Annotated in this window: 19 protein-coding genes and 1 tRNA gene; 17 read left to right on the forward strand and 3 right to left on the reverse strand. The window is 63.4% G+C overall.

Annotation, left to right across the window (positions count from 1 at the left end; all coding sequences use genetic code 11):
* Window positions 1–69: 69 nt before the first annotated feature.
* Window positions 70–1,275 (reverse strand): ROK family transcriptional regulator, encoded by a 1,206-nt coding sequence (locus tag EB233_RS28115; protein WP_081294261.1) that lies wholly within the window; start codon window positions 1,273–1,275, stop codon window positions 70–72.
* A 157-nt stretch (window positions 1,276–1,432) separates the two neighbouring features.
* Between EB233_RS28115 and EB233_RS28120 the strand changes: the two genes are divergently transcribed.
* The 16 genes from EB233_RS28120 to EB233_RS28195 all read left to right on the forward strand — a co-directional run bounded on the left by EB233_RS28120 (window position 1,433) and on the right by EB233_RS28195 (window position 17,860).
* Complete coding sequence (locus tag EB233_RS28120; RefSeq protein WP_244277783.1) at window positions 1,433–2,686, forward strand: ABC transporter substrate-binding protein; 1,254 nt, start codon at window positions 1,433–1,435, stop codon at window positions 2,684–2,686.
* Between the two features lie 65 nt (window positions 2,687–2,751).
* Window positions 2,752–3,687, forward strand: a complete 936-nt coding sequence (locus EB233_RS28125) for a carbohydrate ABC transporter permease (RefSeq protein ID WP_064991346.1) — start codon at window positions 2,752–2,754, stop codon at window positions 3,685–3,687.
* Window positions 3,680–4,585, forward strand: a complete 906-nt coding sequence (locus EB233_RS28130) for a carbohydrate ABC transporter permease (protein WP_081294260.1) — start codon at window positions 3,680–3,682, stop codon at window positions 4,583–4,585. The genes EB233_RS28125 and EB233_RS28130 overlap by 8 nt, the downstream gene beginning before the upstream one ends.
* 52 nt (window positions 4,586–4,637) lie before the next feature.
* The gene (locus tag EB233_RS28135; protein WP_064991345.1) at window positions 4,638–5,744 is read left to right on the forward strand and encodes an ABC transporter ATP-binding protein; all 1,107 of its coding nucleotides are present in this window, start codon (window positions 4,638–4,640) and stop codon (window positions 5,742–5,744) included.
* Window positions 5,745–5,758: 14 nt separating this feature from the next.
* Window positions 5,759–6,526, forward strand: a complete 768-nt coding sequence (locus EB233_RS28140) for an SDR family NAD(P)-dependent oxidoreductase (protein ID WP_064991344.1) — start codon at window positions 5,759–5,761, stop codon at window positions 6,524–6,526.
* Between the two features lie 29 nt (window positions 6,527–6,555).
* Entirely contained in the window at window positions 6,556–7,554 is a 999-nt protein-coding gene (locus EB233_RS28145; RefSeq protein ID WP_064991387.1) for a sugar phosphate isomerase/epimerase family protein, read from the forward strand.
* Window positions 7,554–8,366 (forward strand): SDR family NAD(P)-dependent oxidoreductase, encoded by an 813-nt coding sequence (locus tag EB233_RS28150; RefSeq protein ID WP_064991343.1) that lies wholly within the window; start codon window positions 7,554–7,556, stop codon window positions 8,364–8,366. Before EB233_RS28145 ends, EB233_RS28150 begins: the two co-directional genes overlap by 1 nt.
* An 876-nt stretch (window positions 8,367–9,242) precedes the next feature.
* Window positions 9,243–9,512 carry an acylphosphatase gene (locus EB233_RS28155; protein WP_064991342.1) on the forward strand — a complete coding sequence of 90 codons (270 nt, stop codon included), beginning with the start codon at window positions 9,243–9,245 and terminating at the stop codon, window positions 9,510–9,512.
* A 159-nt stretch (window positions 9,513–9,671) separates the two neighbouring features.
* Window positions 9,672–10,322, forward strand: coding sequence for a Rieske 2Fe-2S domain-containing protein (locus EB233_RS28160; RefSeq protein ID WP_064991341.1), 651 nt, complete (start codon window positions 9,672–9,674; stop codon window positions 10,320–10,322).
* The gene (locus EB233_RS28165) at window positions 10,319–11,164 is read left to right on the forward strand and encodes an aromatic ring-hydroxylating oxygenase subunit alpha (RefSeq protein ID WP_064991340.1); all 846 of its coding nucleotides are present in this window, start codon (window positions 10,319–10,321) and stop codon (window positions 11,162–11,164) included. The genes EB233_RS28160 and EB233_RS28165 overlap by 4 nt, the downstream gene beginning before the upstream one ends.
* Entirely contained in the window at window positions 11,161–11,820 is a 660-nt protein-coding gene (locus tag EB233_RS28170; protein ID WP_064991339.1) for a glutathione S-transferase family protein, read from the forward strand. Before EB233_RS28165 ends, EB233_RS28170 begins: the two co-directional genes overlap by 4 nt.
* A gap of 1 nt (window position 11,821) precedes the next feature.
* Window positions 11,822–13,201 (forward strand): amidohydrolase, encoded by a 1,380-nt coding sequence (locus EB233_RS28175; protein ID WP_064991338.1) that lies wholly within the window; start codon window positions 11,822–11,824, stop codon window positions 13,199–13,201.
* Window positions 13,202–13,234: 33 nt separating this feature from the next.
* Window positions 13,235–14,329, forward strand: coding sequence for a BMP family ABC transporter substrate-binding protein (locus tag EB233_RS28180; protein WP_171892312.1), 1,095 nt, complete (start codon window positions 13,235–13,237; stop codon window positions 14,327–14,329).
* A gap of 2 nt (window positions 14,330–14,331) precedes the next feature.
* On the forward strand, window positions 14,332–15,855 hold the full coding sequence (locus EB233_RS28185; protein ID WP_064991336.1) for an ABC transporter ATP-binding protein: 1,524 nt from the start codon (window positions 14,332–14,334) through the stop codon (window positions 15,853–15,855).
* The gene (locus tag EB233_RS28190; RefSeq protein WP_064991335.1) at window positions 15,852–16,952 is read left to right on the forward strand and encodes an ABC transporter permease; all 1,101 of its coding nucleotides are present in this window, start codon (window positions 15,852–15,854) and stop codon (window positions 16,950–16,952) included. The genes EB233_RS28185 and EB233_RS28190 overlap by 4 nt, the downstream gene beginning before the upstream one ends.
* A complete protein-coding gene (locus EB233_RS28195; protein WP_064991334.1) occupies window positions 16,949–17,860 on the forward strand; it encodes an ABC transporter permease in 912 nt (303 codons plus the stop codon). Before EB233_RS28190 ends, EB233_RS28195 begins: the two co-directional genes overlap by 4 nt.
* Before the next feature lie 292 nt (window positions 17,861–18,152).
* On the opposite strand, the gene EB233_RS28200 is transcribed toward EB233_RS28195, so the two are convergent.
* Window positions 18,153–18,229: transfer RNA gene (locus EB233_RS28200), tRNA-His, on the reverse strand.
* Window positions 18,230–18,573: 344 nt separating this feature from the next.
* A complete protein-coding gene (locus EB233_RS28205) occupies window positions 18,574–19,032 on the reverse strand; it encodes a phasin (protein WP_064991333.1) in 459 nt (152 codons plus the stop codon).
* A gap of 250 nt (window positions 19,033–19,282) precedes the next feature.
* On the opposite strand from EB233_RS28205, the gene EB233_RS28210 reads away from it, so the two are divergent.
* A complete protein-coding gene (locus EB233_RS28210; protein ID WP_064991332.1) occupies window positions 19,283–23,329 on the forward strand; it encodes a PAS domain S-box protein in 4,047 nt (1,348 codons plus the stop codon).
* The last annotated feature ends 262 nt before the right edge of the window (window positions 23,330–23,591 follow it).

Consider the following 23,591-nt stretch of genomic DNA (forward strand, 5'->3'; position numbering starts at 1 on the left):
CAGCCAAGGAAGTGCTACGCTTGGATCTTCAGACCCCAAGGTCCGCAGTCGCGACTTGACCCAAGCCGATCAGCCGAGCGAGAGTTCCTTCGCCTGGTGTCTCAGCACGAGGCCGACCGCGCCCAGCAATGCGTCGTTCTCGGTGTGCTTGCCAACGATTATCCGCGTGCGAAGGGCTGGAGCGATATCGCGGGACTTGATGAGCGTGTGGCGTTCATAGGACGCGATCAGCGGCGTCAACAGAATGTCGCCCGCCAACGCCATCTGGCCCCCGATGATGATGAGCGGCGGATTGAGCACCGAGCCGATCAAGCCGAGACCCCGGCCGGCGATCTCGGCGGTATCCTCGATCATCCGCAACGCCCTGACGTCGCCCTCCTTGGCCATCATTATGACATCGTCCATGGTGACCTGCCGCCGCACGACACGCGAAATCTGTTCCAGTGGCCGGGCAAAACTCGCATAGAGCTCCAGGCATCCGCGATTGCCGCACCGACAAAGATCGCCGCCGGGATCGATGCTGATGTGCCCGAATTCGCCGGCGCCGCCGGCGATGCCCGTCACCAGCCGGCCATGCTGGACAATGGCGCCACCAACCCCCAGATCGATCTTGAACAGCACGAAATCGTCATGGCCGATTGCCGCGCCCCACATCAGCTCCGCAATGGCTGAGCAGTTGCTCTCGTTGTCGGCGAAGATCGGCCGCTCCAGGACAGGTCCGAACACATCTCGTATGTTGACGCCAGCCCATGTTGGAACGATGCTCGCGCGCAGCACCACTCCATCGCGGCTGACAGGACCAGAGACGGAAATCCCAACCCCCAGGAGCCCCGCCATCGGCAGACCATTTTCCTCGTAAGATTGGGCAATTGCCGATTTGGCCATCTGGGCCGCCTGCTGCGGCTGGTAGTCCAGTGCCATGGGGATAGTTTGTTCGGCAATGACGGAATGTGAGACATCGGCAACGATCAGCCGTATCTGCTGAAGCCCCAGGTGAATTCCGACGCAGGTACCCGCTGTCGGATTGAGCGTCACGGCCGCGGCTGGCCTTCCAATAGCTCTGATCCCCTCGCGACTGGTCGGGGCTTCGATCACCATGCCCGATTTTCTTAAGCCATTGAGCGCTGTTGAGACCGTCGAGCGCGCCAGACCGGTGACACGTGCGATCTGCGACGCCGAGAGGGCGCCGCGTTCACTCAGGCAGCGCACGATCATGCTCTCCGGCGACGCGGACGGCCTGTCGATCAGCCAGGTTCTAAGCGAAGGTTTTGTCATGGACCAACATAAACATCGTTGACTGGTAGCTCCAATATGTCATCTTGGAAAGAACTTGAGATTAACGCATCTCGCCGGCGGCGGCTTCAAACCGCGGCCATAAGCGGTCGATACGAACCGTGCAACACCATATGGGAGTGAAACTATGAAATGCGTCATGACCGCCCTCGCGGCCGCCGTTGCGTGCACCTTTGTCGCCGGAGCAGCCTTCGCCGAGCCCAAGACGAACCTACTGCACCAGTGGGCGACTGGATCGGACGCCCAGGCGATCGCCAAGCTCGGCGAGATGTTCACCGCCAAGGGCGGCAAATGGGAACAGACCTCGATCGCCGGTCACACGGCCAATACGCTGGCCAAGCTGCGTGCCGACGTGATCGCCGGCAATGCCCCGCCCGCCGTGCAGCTGAAAGGTCCGGAAATCGCCGAGTGGAACAAGACAGGCATGACCGCTGATCTCGACGAGCTGGCGGCCTCGGAAGGATGGGAGAAAGTGGTCGCGCCGGAATTGCTTCCGGTGATGAAGCCGACCGGCAAATGGGTCGCCGCTCCCATGAACATCCACCGCATCAACTGGTTGTGGGCCTCGCCGAAAGTCATGCAGGCCGCCGGCGTGACCGAAATGCCCAAGACCTGGGCCGAGTTCAATGCAGCCTGCGACAAGATCGTCGCCTCCGGCAAGATCTGCATCTCGCATTCGACCGCCGACTGGACAGATTCAACGGTGTTCGAGGTCGTGCTCTACGGCCAGGACATCGATCTCTATCGCAAGGCCTTCGTCGAGGGCGATGTCGAATCCATGCGCAGCCCGGGGATGGTCAAGGCCTTCCAGCAGATGCGCCTGATGACGACCAAGTACATGGATCCGGGCATGGTTGGCCGCGACTGGGATTCGATGTCGGCGCTCGTGGGCAAGGGCGACGCGGCTTTCCACATCATGGGCGACTGGACGATCGGCCTGCTGACCGCCGCCGGCTTCAAGGAAGGCACCGACTATGTCTGCGCCCAGGCACCGACCGATTGGGGCAAACCCGGCTTCATCCTCAATTCGGACTCGGTCGTGTTTTTCAAGCAAAAGGATCAGGATTACATCGACGGCCAGAAGCTGCTTGCCAGTCTGATCCTGTCGCCCGACTTCCAGACGGTCTTCAACCAGGCCAAGGGCTCGATCCCCGCGCGCCTTGATATCGATCTGTCGAAGGGCTTCAATCCCTGCCAGCAGCTCTCGCAGAAGGATCTGCAGGCCTCGATCAAGGACGGCACGCTGGTCCGCTCGATGGCACACAACATGACCATCCCGCAGAAGATGCGCGGTGCGATCATGGACGCCATTACCGAGTTCGTAGCGACGCCCGACATGTCGCCCGAGGACGGCGCCAATGCGATGGCCGACGCGGCCGAAGCACAGAAGTAGATAGGAACGGCCGGGCGCAATTTCTATCCGCGCCCGGCCATCCTCCATCCATTTCCGCGCCGCAAATGTCAAATCACGACCTGATCCTATCGACCCCCGCGCCCGCCCGCCCCTGGCGCGAGCGGCTGGGCTCCGCGGTGCCCTTGCTGGTACTCGGCCCCTCGCTTGTGGCGAGCTTCGTCTACGTCTTCGTGTTCACCGGCTGGACGCTTTACATCTCGCTCTCGAACTCCTCGCTGCTCCCGACCTACGGCTTCGTCGGTCTGGACAACTACGCGTCACTCTGGGCGAACCGGCGTTGGAACATCGCTTACAACAACCTCTTTCTCTTCAGCGGTTTCTACATCGTCGGCTCGATGGCGGTGGGACTGCTGCTGGCGATCCTGATCGACCAACGCGTGCGCGCAGAAGCGGTCTGGCGCACGATCTTCCTCTATCCGCTGGCCGTCTCCTTCATCGTCACCGGCACGGTCTGGAGTTGGCTCTACAACCCGACCGACGGCATCCAGGCGATGGTGCGCGGATTGGGCTGGACAAATTTCAGTTTCGCACTCGCCAGCGACCGACGCTATGCGATCTATGCGGTGATCATTACCGGTGTCTGGCAGTCCTCGGGCTTTGCCATGGCGCTCTTCCTGGCCGGTCTGCGTTCCGTGGATTCGGACCTCGTCAAGGCCGCGCAGATCGACGGCGCATCGACCGTCCGCATCTATCGCAAAGTGCTTCTGCCAACGATTGCGCCGATCTTCCTGGCGGTCGCCGTCATCCAGATCCAATTCGCCATCAAGACTTTCGACCTCGTGGCGGCCCTCACGAAAGGCGGTCCGGGTATCTCGACCACGTTCCCTGCCATTTACGTCTATGACCTGATGTTCCAGCGCGGCCAGATCGGCGAAGGCGCCGCGGCGGCCATCATGATGCTTGCCGCTCTTGCCGTGGTGCTGGTGCCCTATTCGTTGTGGGTTGTTTGGCGACGGCGCAAGGAAGCCGGCCATGGCTGACGTCTCGCTGGACCAGATGCAGGATCATCACGCTGCCACAGTCGCGGCGCGCAGGCATTTCCTCACCCGCTTCGTCATCTATGGGCTGCTGGTCATCTTCGCGGCGATCTACCTGGTGCCGTTGCTGGTCGTGGTGCTGAATTCATTCCGCGATCAGCAAGAGATCGCGCGCAACGGGTTGATCTCGCTGCCACGCAGCTTCCGCCTCGAAGCCTGGGGCCAGGCTTGGAGCACATATTGCATCGGCGGCACCTGCGAGGGCATGCAGCGCAACTTCTACAACTCTCTGAAAATGACGATCCCGGCGACGATCATCTCGACGGCGGTCGGCGCGATGAACGGTTACATCTTGTCGAAATGGCGCTTCAAGGGTTCGGAAGCGCTGTTCACCTGCATGCTGCTCGGCGTCTTCATTCCGGGCCAGATCTCGTTGATGCCCTGGGCGTTCATCCTCGGCAATCTGGGCCTCAGCAATTCAACCTACGGGCTTATCGTCATCCACGTCGTCCAAGGCATTTCGTTCACCACGCTGTTCTGTCGCAACTACTACGTCAGCATCCCCGACGATCTGATCAAGGCGGCACGCATCGACGGCGCAGGCTTCTGGCGCATCTTCCGCAGGATCATTCTCCCGCTCTCCTCACCGATCCTGATCGTCACGGTGATCTGGCAGTTCACCGGCATCTGGAACGAATATCTGTTCGGTGTCGTCTTCACCTCCGGGCAGCAACAGCCGATCACGGCCGCACTCGTCGCGCTGACGGCAAGCGGCACGAATGTACGCGCTTACGATGTGATGAGCGCCGCCGTGCTGATCGGCGCGCTGCCACCGCTGCTGATCTATCTCTTCGGCGGCAAGTATTTCGTCCGCGGCCTGACCCAGGGTGCGATCAAGTGAGCGGAGCCTATCGCATGTCGCCGATCGCCCCGACCGCCAAGAAAGGCATCGCATGTCGACATTGACCATCCGATCCCTGCGCAAGAACTACGGCGCGGTCGAAGTGCTGAAGGGCATCGACCTCGAGGCGCAGAACGGTGAGTTCATCGCGCTGGTCGGACCGTCCGGTTGCGGCAAGTCCACTTTGCTCGCGATGATCGCCGGGCTGGAAACCGTAACCTCCGGCGAGATCCGCATCGACGGCCGGCTAGTCAATTCGGTTGCGCCGAAAGACCGCGACATCGCCATGGTGTTCCAGTCCTACGCGCTTTACCCGACGATGACGGTGCGCGAGAACATCACCTTCGGCATGGAAAGCCGCCGCGTACCGAAGCCGCGGCAGGACGAGGCCGTCAAGCGGGTTGCAGCGCTCCTGCAGATCGAACCGCTGCTTGGGCGCAAGCCCGGACAGCTTTCGGGCGGCCAGCGCCAGCGTGTCGCGATGGGCCGTGCGCTGGTACGTGATCCGAAACTGTTCCTGTTCGACGAGCCGCTCTCCAATCTCGACGCCAAGTTGCGTGTCGACATGCGGACCGAAATCAAGAAACTGCATCACCGCGTCGGCAAGACGACGGTTTACGTCACGCATGATCAGGTGGAAGCGATGACGCTCGCCTCGCGCATCGCCGTGATGCATCAGGGGTCGGTCCAGCAATTCGACGAGCCGGCCACGATCTACAACCGTCCGGCCAACATGTTCGTGGCGGGTTTCATGGGTTCGCCGGCGATGAATTTCCTGCCGGCCGAACTGAGCGAGGAAGGCGGCCGCCCGACTGTTGTCTTGCCGGCCGCCGACGGCAAGACGGCCAGCCTGCCGATCGTCCAAGCGCTGCCGTCAGATACGCCGCGACAGCTCTTGCTCGGCGTCCGGCCGGAGCACATCTACCGGTTTGATCCCGATCTTGCCCGTCGCAAGCCAAGCATCGCGCAAATCGATGCCGTGGTCGAACTGGTCGAGCCGACGGGTGCGGAGACCATGGCCGTTCTGCGCCTGGGCGGCAAGGAGATCACCGGCCGTTTCGACCCCGACGGCACGCCACGGATGGGTGAGACGGTGACGCTCGGCATCGACATGGCGCGTGCGTGCTTGTTCGACCCGACGGCCCAACGCCTGATCTGAAGAGAGTTCCGCCTTTGTCCTTTGCCACCTATCCGAGCCTGGCCGACCGTGTCGTGCTGATTACCGGCGGCGCGTCTGGCATCGGCGCCGACACGGTTCGCGCCTTCGCCGCCAATGGCGCACGCGTCGCGTTTCTCGATCTGCAGGAGGAGGCCGGCGAAGAGCTCGCGCGGGAGCTCGCCGCCACGGCAACGCACCCGCCACTATTCATGCGCTGCGACGTGACCGATATTCCCGCCCTCCAGGCTGCGATAGGCGCGGTGCGCGAACGCGTCGGATCTGTCGCGGTACTGGTCAACAACGCCGCCGACGATAATCGCCACCCGGTCGCCGACGTGACGCAAGAGTACTGGGACCACGCCCAGGACGTGAACCTCAGGCACCACTTCTTTGCCGCCCAGGCCGTGCATCCGCACATGAAGGAGTTGGGCTTTGGTTCGATCGTCAATTTTTCCTCGATCGCCTGGCGTTTCGGCGCGGCGGATATGGCGCCCTATGCGACGGCCAAGGCTGCGGTGGTCGGGTTGACATTCGCTCTGGCGCGAGCGTTTGGCCCCGACAACATCCGTGTCAACGCCATTGAGCCGGGCGCCGTCATCACCGACCGGCAACGGCGGCTTTGGTACAAGACGCAGGGTTCGGTCGACCAGGTCGTGCAGCGCCAGATGATCCGCCGGGTTCTGCTGGGAGAGGAGATCGCGCGTACGGTGCTGTTCCTCGCCGCCGACGACAGCCGCATGATCACCAAGCAGTCGATCACCGTGGATGCCGGCCTGCGATGACCGCAAAACGCCAATCAAAGGACCGCTCCATGCTCCAGGTGGGCCTGAACCCCTACGGTCTGACCTACCATCTCGGCCTGCAGGCTCGCGGCACGCCACGCGCCAATCCCAAGCCGGCAGGGCTGGAGGGTTTCATCGCGCTTGCGACCGAGCTCGGCGCCAGGGTGCTGGAGATCTGGATGCCATGGCTGACGGAGCTCTCCGACGATGCGGTCATCGCGCTGCGCGAAAGGCTCGCAGGCCTTGGCATCACTCCGATCGTCAGCGGCGGCCTTTTCGTCGGTGAACCGCTCGATGATGCCTTTCGGGCCGCGCGCCTGCTGCGGGCCAAAATCATCCGGACGGCACTGACGTCGGTTCTGTGTGGCGACCGCAACGCTGCCGGCGAGAAATGGAGCGAGTTCGCCGGCATCATTTGCGCGAGATTGCAGGAATGGGGTCCGCGCGCGATTGCCGAAGGCCATGTCCTGGCGATTGAAAATCACCAGGACTTCACCAGCCAGGAACTCGTCGATTTCTGCGCGCTCGGCGGCGAAGGCGTCGGCGTCACTTTCGACACCGGCAACACATTCCCGGTCGGCGAAGCGCCGCTCGATTTTGTCAGGCGGATCGCACCACATGTCCGCCATGTCCACCTCAAGGACTACCGCGTGCAGTTCACGACCGAAGGCTACAGGCTGATCCGCTGTGCCATCGGCGATGGCGCGGTGCCGTTTGCCGAGCTGTTCGCAGTTCTTGCCGAACACCATGATCGCATGACGGCCGTTCTCGAACCTGGCGCATTGGAGGCGCGGCATGTCCGCTTTCTCAGCGACGACTGGTGGCACGGCTATCCGCCGAAGACGGCGCGCGAATTTGCCGCCTGCCTGCGGGCCGCGCAGCGCAACCGGCTCCCCGATGATGCCGACTACCGCACCCCTTGGGAGCGCGAAGACGACGGTTCCCTCGTTTCCTATGAGCTCGACATGATCAGGCGCAGCGCCGCCAACATGCGCAACCTTGGTTTGATGAAAGTGGAGAAGATCTGATGACGGCACGTGAACTCGATGGATTGACCGCCTTCGTGACCGGCTCCGGCCGTGGCCTCGGTCGCGTGATGGCCGAGCGTCTGGCGGAACTCGGCGCCAATGTCGCGATCCATGACATGGACGAAACAGCGCCGGCCAAATACGGCGAGTTCGCCAATCTCGCAGAGGTGGCCGAGCGCCTGAAGCGTCATGGCACGAAGGTCACGTCGGTGACCGGCAACATTGGCGACCAGAAGGCGGTGGCGGAGATGAAGCGTAAGATCGAGGCCAACCTCGGCGACGTGCATGTGCTGGTCAATTGCGCCGGCGGCGACATCGGCGCCAAGGGCGGCAAGCCGAACCCGAACAACGCCCTCGACATCGAACTGGACGACATCCGTGTGCTCACCGAAAACAATCTGATCGGCACGATGCTGGTCTGCCAGGCCTTCGTGCCGCCCATGAAGCAGCGCGGCGGCGGCTCCGTCATCAACATCGCGTCGGCTGCAGCACATCTCGGCGTCTCACCCGAGGTCGTCTACTCGACGTTGAAGGCTGCGGTCGTGCATTACACGCGCTGCCTCGCCAAAGAGCTGATCGACGACGGCGTGCGCATCAATGCGGTGAGCCCCGGCGCCACCAAGACGGCCCGGTTCCAGGCGACCCGAGTGGTCGATCCTAACCGCATGGATTCGCGCAAGAAATCGCTAAACCGCTATGCGGAGCCAGAAGAGATCGCCGAGGCGGTGGCCTTTCTCGCTGGCCCGCGCGCGCGCTTCATCAATGGGCAGGTCATCCGCGTCGATGGCGGTTTCACGATCTTTCCAGGTTAAATGGCCGCCGTTTGGCGATGTCCGCTTTGGCGAAGGGACGCGACCGCATGAGTGACTGATATGCGGCTCCAAGCTGCCGTTCGCGTCGTGGAAAACGGACATCGGCTCGGGTCAGACTTCCCGTTCCCCGCCGCTCTTTGCAGTACCGATGCAGGTCATCACGCCCAACACCGTAGAGAATATCGCGGGGTTTCCGAGTGGGAAAAAGACGGTAGCGCTCTCCCGCTACCAAACCCCGACGGGCAGAGAGCCTTTCCTATCTGCACGCTGTGGGCGCCGATTACAGTCCGAGCGAGCGACGCGCGATTGGCCCCGGGCCTACGCAATCCTCACGATGGCTGGCAACGACGACATCGCCTTACCACGACCGCCAGATGATGGTGCTGCGCCATGAGGATCGCTTGCGTTGGCTGGACATGACGGCTCCGGAACTTGAGTTGCTTCGCCCTCTTCTCGGGGCGAGTTGCAATTTCAATAGGCGAGGCGTGGAAGCCGGCGCCCTTGATGTTCTTCTTCGCCTCGCGCCAACATGGACCTGCTACGCCCCCAATAGTTGGTGGACCCGGAGGACCGTTTCCCCAGCTACGCCTCTCCAACTTCCCCGTGGACGTGATGCCGTCTCTTGGCCGGCATGTCCGGGTACTTGGGTAGGTTGGGTGGCGGCTCGGCTTTGTAGTAATCTGGCGGACGATCCGCCGCATGACACTCCCGTTGGCGTCGCGACAGACACCTACTCACATAAGAAAATTTGCGGACGTCACAGAGGATTGAGGGACCACAAACCCCTGCAGCCTGTTCATGGCGCTTTGGTCAGGTGCTTCGGCGATTGAGTATGACGCAGATAGATATATATCTGTTTCATTGCCGAGGTCTTCCATGAGCGAGCAAAATCGATATCCTTGGCGGGAGCGCATGACGATCCTCGGCGATGTCGAGGCGGCATCCTTCCTTCCCTGGATCGAACGCCATGCCGCCAAGCTCGGGCTCGCGCATGCTATATGCGTTGGCGGTCCCGGCCGCATCGAACTCGAGATTGCCGGTCCGGCCGAGCTCATCGACATGATGGAGATGGGATGCTCGCTTGGGCCAATCGATGTCTGGGTCGACGCCATCCATCGGGCGCCGGTCGCCGGCGAATCAGGCTAGTTTTCGATCCGCAGCCTCTGCCTGCAAAGGTGCCATGCCCTATTTTTGGGCATTATTGCCAGTGACGAAATATTGTGCAAACGTTACCGCGCCTATTGGCATGAGCTTGACCGGGCGGTCGCGTTCGGGAAGATGGCGGGGTTGTTTGAAAGTTGATGTATGCCGCCTTATCCGACCGGCTCCTGGATGCCTGTTGCCCTCTCCGCGGACTTGCCGGCGGGAACCGTAATGCCCGCGCAATCGCCGGCCGGGCGGGTCGCGCTTTGGCGAGGCCGTTCCGGCCGCGTATCGGCCTTTGCCGACAGATGCCCCCATCGCGGCATGCGCCTTTCCCACGGCTTCGTTCGGGGTGAAACCCTGTCCTGCATCTATCACGGCTGGGGTTATGCCCAGGCCGGAAATTGCGTGCGCATTCCGGCTCATCCGGCGCTGACCCCGCCGGAGACGGTTCGTGTCGCCACGCAGCACGTCGAGGACGGCGGCGGCATCATCTGGATCTCCGCCGGCGAACCCACTGGCGGGCCGCCCCGGTTCGAGGGGCTCGCGCCGGTCCGCTCCATGACGGTTGAAGCAGGCATCGTTGCGCTGGAGGAGGCCACGGGTACCAGCACCGCTGGAGGCCTGCTCGACTACACGAATGCTGACACGTCCGTCCGCCTGCTGCTTGCCCCCGAAGGCCCGGCGCGCACGCTTATGCATGTTCTGATCGACGAAGACAGCAACCCGGACGAGCGCATCACCGCGTCGAGGGCCGCTGAGGCGCTGCGGCGGGCGGCCGAGCATATCGAGCGCGGCGGGACAGGCCGATGACCCGCAACGCGATGATGGACGAATGGTATCCCGTCGGCCTTGTCAGCCAGCTCGATGCGCACGGGCGCAGCACGGCCCTGATGGGCGAGCCCATCGAGGTGAAGCGCGGCGATGACGGAACTGCGACCGTCGCAAGGGGCGACGGACGTCATCTTCCGGTCTGCATCCGCTATGGCCATGTCTGGTCGTCGCTCGGCGATCCGCAAAAGCCGCTGTTTGCGATCCCCGAGGCCGACCAGCCCGGCCGCCGGCTTGTAGATGTCGGCGTGGTTCGCGTGCGCTGCTCGCCACTGCGCGCGGTGGAGAACTTTCTGGACATTGCGCATTTTCCGTTCGTCCACACCGACATATTGGGCTCCGAGCCGCATACCGAGGTCCAGAACTACAAGGTCGAAATCCGTGAGGACGAAGACGAGGTTTGGGCGACCCAGGTGAGATTCTACCAGCCGCAGGCCGCCAAGTCGGCGGAAGGCGGCATAACGACGGAATACATGTATCGCGTGCCGGCGCCGACATGCTCGATCCTCTACAAGACCTGTCCGCCGCGTCCGGGTGAATGGGACGTGATCACGCTTTTCGTGCAGCCGCTCGCCGAGGACCTGTGTGACGTGTGGCCCTGGATGGCGCTGTTCGACGACGAGACACCGATGACGGACCTGATCCATTTCCAGCAGACGATCTTCGTCCAGGACCGGTCGATCCTCGAAAACCAGATTCCGGGGTTGCTGCCGCTCGACCCCGGCATGGAAATTCCCACGCGAGCCGATCTGACCTCGGTTGCCTACCGGCGCTGGCTGAAGCGCCATGGCTATACCTACGGCGCGCAACTGGTGGCGCAATGAAGCTCTACGACTATGTGCTGTCGCCCAGTTGCTACAAGGTGCGCCTGATGGCCGCGCTTGCTGGAGTGAAGCTCGACATCCGGCCCGTCGATTTCCATCCGGGGGCCGAGCATCGCGGCCCTGAACTCATGGCGCTTAATCCGGCCGGTTCGATCCCTATCTTCGAGGACGGCGACCTTGTCCTGACGGAATCCTCAGCCATGCTTGTCTACCTTGCCGCGAAGGCGGCACAGCGATGGCTGGGCAACGATACGGCCATGCCGGCGGCGCGCGTCCAACAATGGCTTTCGTTCTCGCACCGACTGACGGCAAGCCTGGGGGCGGCGCGCCTGCACGAGATGCTGCTGCGCCCGGGCAATATCGATGCCCTTCGGGGGCAAGGAACGGTGGCCCTGCGGGAACTGGAAGCCGGTCTTATCGAACAGCGTATCCGAGGCCAAAACTTCTTGGCATCGGACCGGCCGACGGTCGCGGACATCGCCTGTTTTCCCTATGTGGCGCTGGCGCCCGACGGCGGAGTTTCGCTCGATCCCTATCCCGCGATCCGCCTATGGTCGCGGGCGGTGCGCAGTCTCGACGGCTTCATCGAGATGCCTGGCATCCACCGGTTGCACGAGCTCAAACCCGAGCCCGGCCCTGAAGGAGGCGAGGCCTGACGTGGCGGGTTATCTGTTGAAGAACTGCGCTGCGGTCATCGTGGACGATGGCAACGGTCCGCACGTCCGCCGCAATGTCGATGTGTTGACCGACGGCCCGGCGATACGCTCCATCGGCGAAGCCCTCGACAAGGGGGAGTTGCCGGTCGGGACCATCGCGCGGGACGCCACCGGCTGGTTCGTCTATCCGGGTCTCGTCAACACCCATCACCATTTCTTCCAGTGCTTCGTGCGCAACCGTGCTGATCTGGACTGGACGAAGCTGTCGGTCATCGAATGGCTCGACCGCATCTATCCCATCTTCTCGCGGCTGACCGAGGAGTGCTTCTACCACGCATCGGTCACGGCCATGGCCGAGTTGATCAAGCATGGCTGCACCACGGCCTTCGACCATCAGTACTGCTTTCCGCGGCATGCCGGCAAAAGGCTGATCGACCGGCAATTCGAGGCGGCAGAGCTGCTCGGCATGCGCTTCCATGCCGGACGTGGCGGCAACACGCTGCCGAAATCGGAAGGATCGACCATCCCCGACGCCATGCTGGAAACAACGGACGAGTTCATCGCCGACTGCGCCCGGCTGATCGACACCTACCATGATGACGGTAGGTTCAGCATGCGCCAGGTCGTTGTCGCGCCCTGCCAGCCGGTCAACTGCTATCGCGAGACCTTCGTGGAATCGGTGGCGCTGGCGCGCGACCGCAAGGTGCGCATGCACACCCATGTCGGCGAAGGCGAAAGCCCGGTCATGCAAGCCCGCCACGGCCTGCGCACGGTGGACTATTGCGCGGAGATCGGGTTCAGCGGATCGGATGCCTTCTATGCCCATTGCTGGGAACTGAGCCACGACGAACTGCGCAAGATGGCCGCTACCGGCACCGGCGTCGCGCACTGCCCGGAGCCGGTCTATCTCGTCGGTGCCGAAATCACCGACATACCGGCGATGTCGGCCCTCGGCCTCATCGTGGGGCTGGGTTGCGACGGCGCCGCTTCGAATGACAATTCCAACCTGATGCACTGCATCCATTCCGCCTACATGCTGCAGTGCCTTGCGGCGTCGACACGCGACCACCCTGTTCCGCCGCCGGCCGACTTCCTCGGCTATGCGACGACCGGTGGCGCGGCGCTGCTCGGGCGCAGCGACATCGGCAGGCTTTCGCCCGGCATGGCGGCTGATCTTTTCGCCATCGATACGCGGCGAATGGACTATGTCGGCACGCGGCATGATCCGCTGAGCCTGCTTGCCAAGGTGGGCATCGGCACGCCGACCGACATGACGATGATCAACGGCCGCATCGTCTGGGCCACGGGAGAGTTCCCGGGGCTCGACGAAGCGAGGCTGTTCGCGCAAGCCGAGGCGGCGCTCGCCACCGTGGAATTCTAGCAGCCAAAACCAAAAGCAAGGGGAACCGACATGCTGACAAATCTTACCCGCAGAACATTGATGAAGGGCGCTGCCGCTACCGGGCTTGTCGCCGCGGTGGGCAGCCGCGTGCTCGCCGCCGACGGACCGCTGGGCATCGTGCTCGTGGTCCCCTCGCCGGTAGGCGACGTCGGCTGGGGCCGTGCGCTGGCCGACGGGCTCGAACCGGTCAAGGCTGCTTACGGCGACAAGGTTAAGGTCACCATCCTCGAAAACATTCAGGAAGGCCCTGACGCCGACCGCATCATGAACAAGGCGGTCGCGGACGGGAACAAGGTCCTGATCGCCGGCTCCTTCGGCTATCAGAACGGCGCCCTACAGATCGCGCGTCGCAATCCCGACGTCACCGTGCTGCACGCTTCAGGATTTCAGGTAGCGCCGAACTTCTCACCCTTCGCGGCCCAATATTCGCAGGGCACCTACCTGATGGGCATGGCGGCGGCCGCGCTTTCGAAGACCGGCAAGCTCGGCTCGGTTTCGGCCTTCGCCATTCCTGAACTGATCACCTCCATCAACGCGTTCGCGCTCGGAGCTCAGGCCGTGAAGCCAGATGTCGAGGTCTCCGTCGTATGGGTGAACTCCTGGTTCGACCCGGCCAAGGAGCAGGAAGCCGCCAAGGCGCTGTTGGCGCAGAAATGCGACGCCATCTTCTCCAACGCGCAGGACACGCCTTCCGTCGTCGCGGCTTGCGAAGAGGCCGGCATTCCCGCCTTCAACCTCAACTCGTCGATGAGGAAATACGCGCCAAAGACCTATCTCGGCTGCGTTGCGACCGATTGGTCGCCCTTCTTCAAAGCCTCGGTCGACGCCCACCTTGCTGGTACCTTCAAGGGCGCCAGCGCCTTCCTGGGTGTCGGGGAGAAGGTCGTCGAAGTCGTCGACTGGAACCCGGGCATCCCGGCCGACACCATGACCAAGATCAAGGAAATCGAAGCCAAGATCGCCGACGGCAGCTTCTCGCCCTTCACCGGTCCGATCGCCAAGGCCGATGGCAGCGAAGGTGTCCCCGCCGGCAAGACGATGACCGTGGCCGAGGTCGTGGCCATGGACTGGCACGTCAAGGGTGTCACCACGCCGCTACCCAAGTAACCATGACCGCTCCACTCCTGTCGCTGCGTGGCATTTCCAAGAGCTACGGCCAGATCCATGCCAATCAGGACATCGATCTGGACGTGGCTCCGCGCTCGATCCATGCGATTCTGGGAGAGAATGGGGCGGGCAAGTCGACGCTGATGAAGCTGATCTACGGTGTCGAGCAGCCGGACGCCGGAACGGTGAACTGGAAAGGAGAGCCCCTGGCGCTCGCGTCCCCGGCGGATGCGCGGCGCAAGGGGATCGGCATGGTCTTCCAGCACTTCTCGTTGTTCGAGACGCTGACGGTGGTGGAGAACGTCCGGCTGGTCGTGCCCGGGAGGAAGTCGGACCTCGCGCAAGGCATAAGCAAGCTTGGCCGCGACTTCGGTCTGGAGGTCGATCCGTTCGCCCATGTTCACGCGCTTTCGGTCGGTGAGCGGCAGCGGGTGGAGATCATCCGCTGCCTGATGACCCAACCGCAGCTGTTGATCCTCGACGAACCGACCTCCGTCCTGCCGCCGCAATCGGTGGAGAAGCTTTTCGAGACATTGCGGCGGCTGCGCGACGGGGGCGTGTCCATTCTTTTCATCTCGCACAAGCTGGACGAAATCCGCGCGGTCTGCGACCGCGCGACCATCCTGCGCGGCGGTCGCATCACCGGCAATGTGGATCCCCGCGACCACGACGCGCACGACCTCGCCCGCATGATGATCGGCCGCGACATGCCGCAGCCCATGCCGGCTGTCGCACATTCCGGCGGGGAAAAGCGCCTTGAAATCGTCGGTCTCGACCATCGGCCCGACGATCCCTTCGCCGCGGCGCTTTCCGATGTCAGCCTGACGGTCCGGGCGGGCGAGATCCTCGGCATCGCCGGCATCTCGGGTAACGGACAAAGCGAACTCGCCGCGCTGATCTCGGGCGAGACGATGCTGCCGCGAGAAAAGTCACAGCGTATCTTCATGATGGGAAAGGATGTCGGCGCGCTCGATGCGGCAGCCCGCCGGCGGCTGGGCTTCGCCTTCGTTCCGGAGGAACGGCTGGGCCGTGGCGCGGTGCCCGAAATGTCGCTCGTCCTCAACAGCCTGCTGACCGCCCATCCCTCGGGTCTCTTGAGACGCGGCCTCGTCGACACGGCCCGTGCGAAGGCCTTCACAGAAGAGTGCGTGCGGCAGTACGACGTGCGCACACCGGGTCCCGAAGCCGAGGCCGGGGCGCTTTCGGGAGGCAATCTCCAGAAATTCATCGTGGGCCGCGAGATCATGTTGTCCCCGAAACTACTCTTTGTGGCGCAACCAACCTGGGGCGTCGACGTCGGCGCGGCATCCGCCATCCGCCAGCGCCTTGTCGCCCTGCGCAACGAAGGCATGGCCATTCTGGTCATCTCGGAGGAACTCGAGGAACTGTTCGAGCTTTGCGATGCGATCCAGGTGATCCATCAAGGCCGGCTGAGCGCGCCGCTGGTGACGCGCGACACCAGGCCCGAGGAGATCGGCCGTTACATGATCGGCGCTCATTCGACGGCCGAAGAGATCCCCGCATGAACGCTTCGTTGCGACTTTCCCTTCCCGTGTTGGTTCGACGTGAATCCGCCTCGCCGGCAATCAAGCTCGTCGCACCGGCCGTGGCGCTCGGCCTGGCGACGCTGCTCAATCTCGGGCTTTACATGCTGATGGGCCGCGATCCGGGCGCCGTCTTTCATGCGATGCTTCTGGAGCCCTTCCTCTCCTGGGCCTCATTCTCGGAAGTCCTGCTCAAGATGGGGCCCCTGCTTTTGATCGCGCAGGGGCTTGCCATCGGCTTTCGGGCCAAGGTCTTCAACATCGGCGCCGAGGGCCAGTTCATCCTCGGAGCGATCTTCGCGTCAGCCATTCCCATTTGGTTCCCGCAGGCAACCGGCCAGTGGATCTGGCCCGCCATGCTCATCCTTGGCGCACTGGGCGGCGCGCTTTGGGCCTCGATAACGGCGTTCTGGCGCGTGCGGCTCAATGCGAACGAGATTCTCGTCTCTCTCATGCTGGCGCTCGTTGCCGCGCAACTGCTCAACTATCTGCTTCTCGGTCCCTGGAAGGACCCTGCCGGCTTCAATTTTCCGCAGTCGGTGATGTTCCAGTACGACGCGATGGTGCCGATCCTGATCCCTGGAACCCGGGTCAACGTCTCGCTGCTTATCGCATTCGCGTTCTCTGTCGCGGCCTGGATTTTCATGCAGAGGAGTTTCGCCGGCTACAAGCTTCAGGTTGGCGGCCTTGCGCCGCGCGCCGCGGGATACGCCGGGTTTAGCGAAGGACGCGCGATCTGGCTTTCTCTCCTCGTAGGCGGCTTTGCCGCAGGCCTCGCAGGGGCGGCCGAAGTGGCCGGGCCGCTCGGCCAATTGCAGCGCTCCATCTCGACCGGCTACGGCTATGCCGCCATTATCGTCGCCTATCTCGGCGGCCTTCACCCGATAGGCATCATTTTTTCCGCGTTGCTCATGGCGGCCCTCTACATTGGCGGCGACAACGCCATGGTCTCTGCAAATCTCCCGATCGCCGCGGTACGGGTCTTCCAGGGCAGCTTGCTGCTCGCCTATCTCGTCGCCATCGCCTTCGTCCGCTACCGGTTCGAATGGCGCCAAGCGGCTCACGGAAACGCTCCATGAATGCCATCGAATTCATCGTCGCCGGAATGCTGGCCGCGGCCACGCCGTTCCTTTTGGCGGCACTGGGCGAAATGGTGGCCGAGCGGGCTGGCGTCCTCAATCTCGGCGTGGAGGGACTGATGGCCATGGGGGCGGTCATCGCCTTCATCATTGTCTATCATGGCGGCGGTCATTTCCTGGGCTTCCTCGCCGCCGGCCTCGCCAGCGCGGCTCTTTCCCTCGTCTTTGCCCTCATCGCGCTGGGATTCCGCGCCAACCAGGTCGCGGTGGGTCTCGCCCTCGGCATACTCGGCCAAGGCCTTTCGGCACTGTTCGGCAAGAGCTATGAGAGCCTCACGGTCAAAGGCCTGCCGAAACTTGCACTGCCATGGCTTTCGGATATCCCGGTCGTTGGCGGCCTGTTCGTCGAGGATTTGGTGGTGTGGCTCTCGCTTGCCGCGACCGTCGCCATCTGGGCGACATTCGCCTACACCAAGACCGGCCTTGTCTTGCGCGCGGTCGGCGAGAATCCCAAGGCGGTCCATGCACTGGGCTATCCGGTGATCGCCGTGCGTTTCGCCGCCGTCGCCTTCGGCGGCGCGCTTGCAGGGTTCGCCGGTGCCTATGCGTCGGTGGTCTACACACCGCTGTGGGCCGACGGCATGATCGCCGGGCGCGGCTGGATCGCGATCGCGCTGGTGGTCTTCGGCACTTGGCTTACCGGCCGAATCTTCCTCGGTGCCTGCCTCTTCGGCGCCGTCTCCCTCGCAAGCCTCGCGGCCCAGGCGACCGGGCTCGACATTTCCTCGCAACTTCTGTCGAGCCTGCCTTATCTCGTGACAATCGTCGTGCTGGGCGTCATTTCCTCGAACCGGCGCCTGCTCAAGCTCAACGGCGTGGCTTCGCTGGGAGTGCCTTTCGAACATTAGTCGCCACGCGTGGCAACACGCTGGGCTCAGTGCTGAACTGGATTTTTGGTCGTGGCATCGACACGCTGCAGACTAAAGCGCGTCGCGTCGAAACGGATTCATGCGGCGCGCTTTAGGTCTTTGTTTTTATGCATGTCGTTCTCCCAGAACCGAGGTCACTTCTGGGCGACATGCATTAGGCGCTGGCTCCCGGTATCGCGCGACCGCTATGAGCGTGCGAGCCTGAACATTCGTCGGTTTGGCGCATGGACGCGTCTGTTTGCCTGAGTGCCGCTCGTCGGGAAGACGACGATGGTACCGTTGGCTGGGATCGAACCAGCGACCTCCGGATCCACAATCCGGCGCTCTAACCAGCTGAGCTACAACGGCACACTTGCCTGAGCGGATCGAAGTGGAAAACCACTCTGGCGCTCTGTCGTTCGGCGATGCGTCCTTACGGGCTTATGGATTTTAATTCAAGGCTTTTGCGAAGCAAAGACCACTTCCCCACATCTCGCCGCTTTGGGCGGGATTCGCCGGGCAAAGAAAAAGGCCGGCGGGAGGAGGTGCCGGCCTTTTCCTGTTACGAGCCAGCGGGAGGAGGTGCTGGCTGGTCACCCCGGGAAGCAGAGGGAGGAGGTTCCACTCGCCGGGTATTCGTTGTTTCCATCATACGCCTGATCATCTTCGGGAAAATGCGACCTTTTGTTGCATCTTCAGATCATGCGCGAATATTAGGCAGCCTTGATGTCCTTCACGGCCTTCTCGAAGGCGGTCTTGATCGGCTTGGAGACGTCCTCGGCCGCCTTGGAGGCAACCGCCTGGAAGTCCTTGGCCTGCTCGACGGACAACTCGATGCGCTTGCGCAGGAAGGAGGTCTGCAGTTCGACGACTTCCGACAGCGACTTGGCGCCGATCAGGGCTTCGAGATGCGAAAAACCGGCTTCGGCATTGGCGCGCAGCGCCGCGATGGTCTTGAGCGACAGGTCGCTGGAAACAGTCTTGGCGGTCTCGAAGGTCGACTCCAAAGCCTTCTGGGTCTCCTCGGCGCCGGTCTTCAGCTTGGCATAGGCCTCTTTCGACTGCTCAACGCCCTTTTCGGCGAAAGCGCGGATCTGGTCGGTGGCCTTGGAAGCGTCGAAGCTCGGGAATTCAACGTTTTCAATCGTCTCGGCAGTCTTGGTCCTGGACATTTTTCCATCCTTGTCAGCGGCAGCGGCTTTGACAGAAAGCCGTCTCGTTCAGTTATGATGGCAATATAAAGGCAAATTTTGTGCATTGCAATATCTTTGTTGCAGTGCACCATAATTTCTTTCGGGCCGTTAACCAAAAGCCCAGAAACCAGCCTTTGCACGTTCTGGCTTGTGGACCTTCGCGCCGCTGGCTTTTATTAACAAAGCGTTAACTGCAAATTTCGCCGCTCCGTGAGGGTTCGCCAAGCGCATGCCGTCCGAATATTCCTTCCTCGACGTCGCCGTGCTCGACGCGGTTCGCCAGCGCTTTGCCGCCGGCGACGCGATCGCGATCCTGTCGGTGGACCTGGAGCAGGTGATCTGGGCCAATGGGCCGGGCGCGGCCGTGTTTGGCTACCCCGACATCGAAGCGATCATCGGCGCCTCCGCACAGCTGCCGCTGATCGCCCGCCGCCAGATCATGGCGACAAGTGGTTTTCCCGAGATCGGCAGCGACCGCGGCATCACCGTCAGGTTGGCGACCGGCATGACCAGCCGCACCATCGGCTTCCAAGCAAGTGCGGTGACACTGCCCGACGGCGAAAAGGCGATCATGCTGGCGGTGCCGGCGGCACAGACAGGCTCGCGCAGCGCTGCCGAGATCGCCAGCCGGGCGATCAGTGGCTTCACCGAAGACGGCCATTTCATCGCCTTCATCGATGCCGGGGGCAAGGTCGAGGCCGCGTCGGAAGGCTTTTCAGGGCTCGGCATCCAGCCCGCGACATTGGCCGCGCTGGTGGCCGACGTGGCTGCCGAGGGCGAGCGTATCGTCAAGCGCCTGGTCCCGGGCGGCAACACCTCCTACCCCGCCGGGCTCGCCCGGCTGACACCGGAGCGGCATCTCCTGGTGGTGATCGACGAGGATCGGCTCGAGGACAATGCTTCCACGGCAGAGGTAGATGAGCCCGCTGCAGCAGCGAAAAGCCCTGCCAACGAGGTTCACGATGCGGCAGCCGTGGCGGAAAGCAACGCGACGGAAACCGAGCCCCGCCAGAACGGTCAGCCGACCGCGGATGCGTCCCAGACGGAGGCGATCGAGCCGTCCCCCATCACCGCCGCTTCCGAGCCCGTGGCCGAAGATGAGCCGGAACCGGCAGCGCAAGAGATGGCGGAGCCGACCGAGCCGACACCCGTTGCCGCCGACAATGATCAGCCGGCGGCGGGCGGCAAGCCAGCGCAGCACGATCATTGGTATTTCAATGCAGGCGAGGATGACGCGCGACCCGCGCCCGCCACGCCGGAACCGAAAAGCGAGGCCGTCGCGATCGGCACCGAGGCTTCGGTGGACAGCACGAAGCAGCACGAGGCCGCCTCGCCGACTGCTCCAACCACCCCCTCGGCTCGCACGATCGACCGCTCGGCAGCGCCGCTTCGCTTCGTCTGGCGCACCGACGCCGAGGGCAAATTCAGCACGCTGTCGCCGGAATTCGCCGACATCGTCGGCAAGCCGGCGGCCGAGGTGATCGGCCGGCGCTTCAAGGATGTCGCGGCGGCCTTCGGCCTTGACGCGTCCGGCGAGATCGCCGGCCTCTTGGAGCGGCGCGATACCTGGTCCGGCCGCTCCGTTCTGTGGCCCGTCGTCGGCACCGATCTGAAAATCCCCGTCGACCTCGCGGCTTTGCCCGTCTATGGCCGCAGCCGCGCCTTCGAAGGTTTTCGCGGCTTCGGGGTTGCCCGCGCCAGTGACGCCGTCGTCGATCCGGAGGCGATCGGCATGGCGCTGGTGCCCAATGGCGAGGCGCCGGTGGCGCCAGAGCCGGAAGCCGTCGAACCTGTTGCCGAAGAACCTAAAGTCGAGGAACCAAACGCGGCAGACCCGTTCAAGGGCGAGGTGCCGGCGCTGACCATCGTGCCGAAACAAGAGCGCCGCTTCGCCGACAAGGTCATCCGCCTGGCCGAACACCGGCAGCCGGCCAACGACAAGGGGCTGTCAACGCTGGAACGCAGCGCCTTTCGCGAGATCGGCGAGCGGCTGAAGAAGGACAGTGCGTCGGCCGAACCGGCCAAGGCCGACAAGCCCGGCATCGAAAGCCCAACGAAACCGGAGACGAAGACACCGGCCGAGCCCGCGGTGGGAACAACGACGGAAGTCCCGACCGCGAAGACGGAAGCTTCGATCGGGTCCATGGGCGAGGCGTCGACGCCTGATGCCGTCCCGGATCACCCGACGGCAGAGGCCGGAGAGATCCTGGCCACGAAACCGGAGTATGATGCGGTGCCGGCCGAACCGTCCGATGCGGATGGCGATGAAGGGGACGAGGCGGATCTCGCACGGCTCGACGGCGCCCATCCGGACGACGTGGTTTCCAGTGAGGATACGGGCACGCCGTCCGGTGCGACGACAGGGTCGCTGCTCAGCTACGCCGACCGCGACGACGCACCCGACCCGATCGCGGACAATGACAAGCCCACGGTCTCTGAACCGGAAGCTGCGGAACCGGAAAGCGCCGAGCCCGCGGCGATCGACGACGAACCGGCAGATGCCGACGCTGGACATGTCACGGCCGACGACGACAGCATGACGGCGGCCGATTTTCGCGATGCCGAGGACAATGAGGATTGGAACGACGGCGCGGAAGATGCCGCGATTGGTGACCGGGCCGCGGAGCATGTTGCGCCGTCGACGGACGGGCAAGCCGTTGCGCCGGCCGCCGGGACTGTCAGTGCAAGCGATGCCCACGTCCAACGCCCACGCCTGCAGGTGCCGCCGCTCAAGACAGAAGGGTTCGTGCCATCGGCGTTCTCCGTCGGCGACGAAAGCAAGGTGCCGGACACCTTGCTGCTCGGCAAGCTGCCGGTACCGCTGCTTATCCATTCGAGCGACCAGTTGCACTATGCGAACGAGGAGTTCCTCAACCTGACCGGTTACGCCGAGCTCGACGATCTCGAGGATGCCGGCGGCCTCGGCGCGCTGTTTGCCGATCCCTATGCCGACGACGGCACCTCCGACGGCAGCGACCGGGCGCTGCGGCTGAAGACGCGCGATGGCCAGGAATTCCCGATCGACGCCATCCTGCGCTCCGTTCCCTGGCGCGATGGCAAGGCGCTGATGCTGGTGGTGCGCCGTACCGGCGAGGATGACGCGCCTGCTGCCGTGCATGCGGTCGGCGAGGAGCCGACGCAGCCCGACATTTCCGAGCTCAAGGCACGCATCGCCGAGATGCGCACCATCATCGACACCGCCACCGACGGCGTCGTGCTCATCGGCAGCGACGGCACCATCCGATCGATCAGCCGCCCGGCCGAAGCGCTGTTCGGCTTCGACAGCGACGAGGTGACCGGCAAGCCGTTCGCCTCGCTGTTTGCCATCGAAAGCCAGCGCGCGGCGCGCGACTATCTCACCGGACTGTCCGAGCCCGGCGTGGCGAGCGTGATGAATGACGGCCGCGAGGTGATCGGGCGCGAAGCGCAGGGGCGCTTCATCCCGCTGTTCATGACCATCGGCCGCTTGCCCAACGACAGCGGCTTCTGCGCCGTCGTGCGTGACATCACGCAGTGGAAGCGGGCCGAAGAGGATTTGACGCAAGCACGCGCGGTGGCCGAACGGGCTTCCTCGCAGAAAACAGATTTCCTCGCCCGCATCAGCCACGAGATCCGTACGCCGCTCAACGCCATCATCGGCTTTTCCGAGCTGATGGTCGACGAGAAGTTCGGGCCGGTCGCCAATGACCGCTACCGCGACTATCTGCGCGACATCAACCGCTCGGGCAACCATGTGCTCGATCTGGTCAACGACCTGCTCGACATCTCGAAGATCGAGGCCGGCCAGCAGGAAATGGCCTATGAGGCGGTGTCGCTCAACGACACGCTGGCCGAGACGGTGGCGATGATGCAGCCGCAAGCCAATCGGGAACGCGTCATCATCCGCTCCAGCTTCGCCTCGCGGCTGCCGGAGGTGGTGGCGGACCTGCGCAGCGTGCGCCAGATCGCGCTCAACATCCTGTCCAACGCCATCCGCTACACCCAGGCCGGCGGCCAGGTGATCGTGTCGACCGCCTATGAAACGTCGGGCGACGTCGTCATGCGGGTGCGCGACACCGGCATCGGCATGAGCCAGGCCGAGATCGAGCAGGCGCTCAAGCCGTTCAAGCAGATCAACGCGCTGAAGCGCGGACGCGGCGACGGCACCGGCCTTGGCCTGCCGCTGACCAAGGCGATGGTGGAAGCAAACCGCGCCCGCTTCACCATCAATTCGACGCCTGGCGAAGGCACGCTGGTGGAGGTCGCTTTCCCCTCGACCCGGGTGCTCGCGGAATAGCAGGTCCGCCAGCCCGCTCATGCAAAAGAAAAAGGCGCCCTGGAGGACGCCTTAAGAGATGGGATTGCTGTCACAACGGGGGCTTGAGCGAATTCAGATCCTCCGGGGGCTGAGGAACGGGATTTCTCCCTCAAGTTACATGCGACTATCGGGGTCGGGCCTTAACAAGTCCTTACCGGCGGCCCAGAAAATTTACGAATGTGTACCACTCATGAAATCTAGGTAAATTCCCGCGACATGGTTCGTTAACCACGCCGGTTGG

The sequence above is a fragment of the Mesorhizobium erdmanii genome, assembly GCF_013170725.1.
GTDB classification, from domain to species: Bacteria; Pseudomonadota; Alphaproteobacteria; order Rhizobiales; family Rhizobiaceae; genus Mesorhizobium; species Mesorhizobium erdmanii.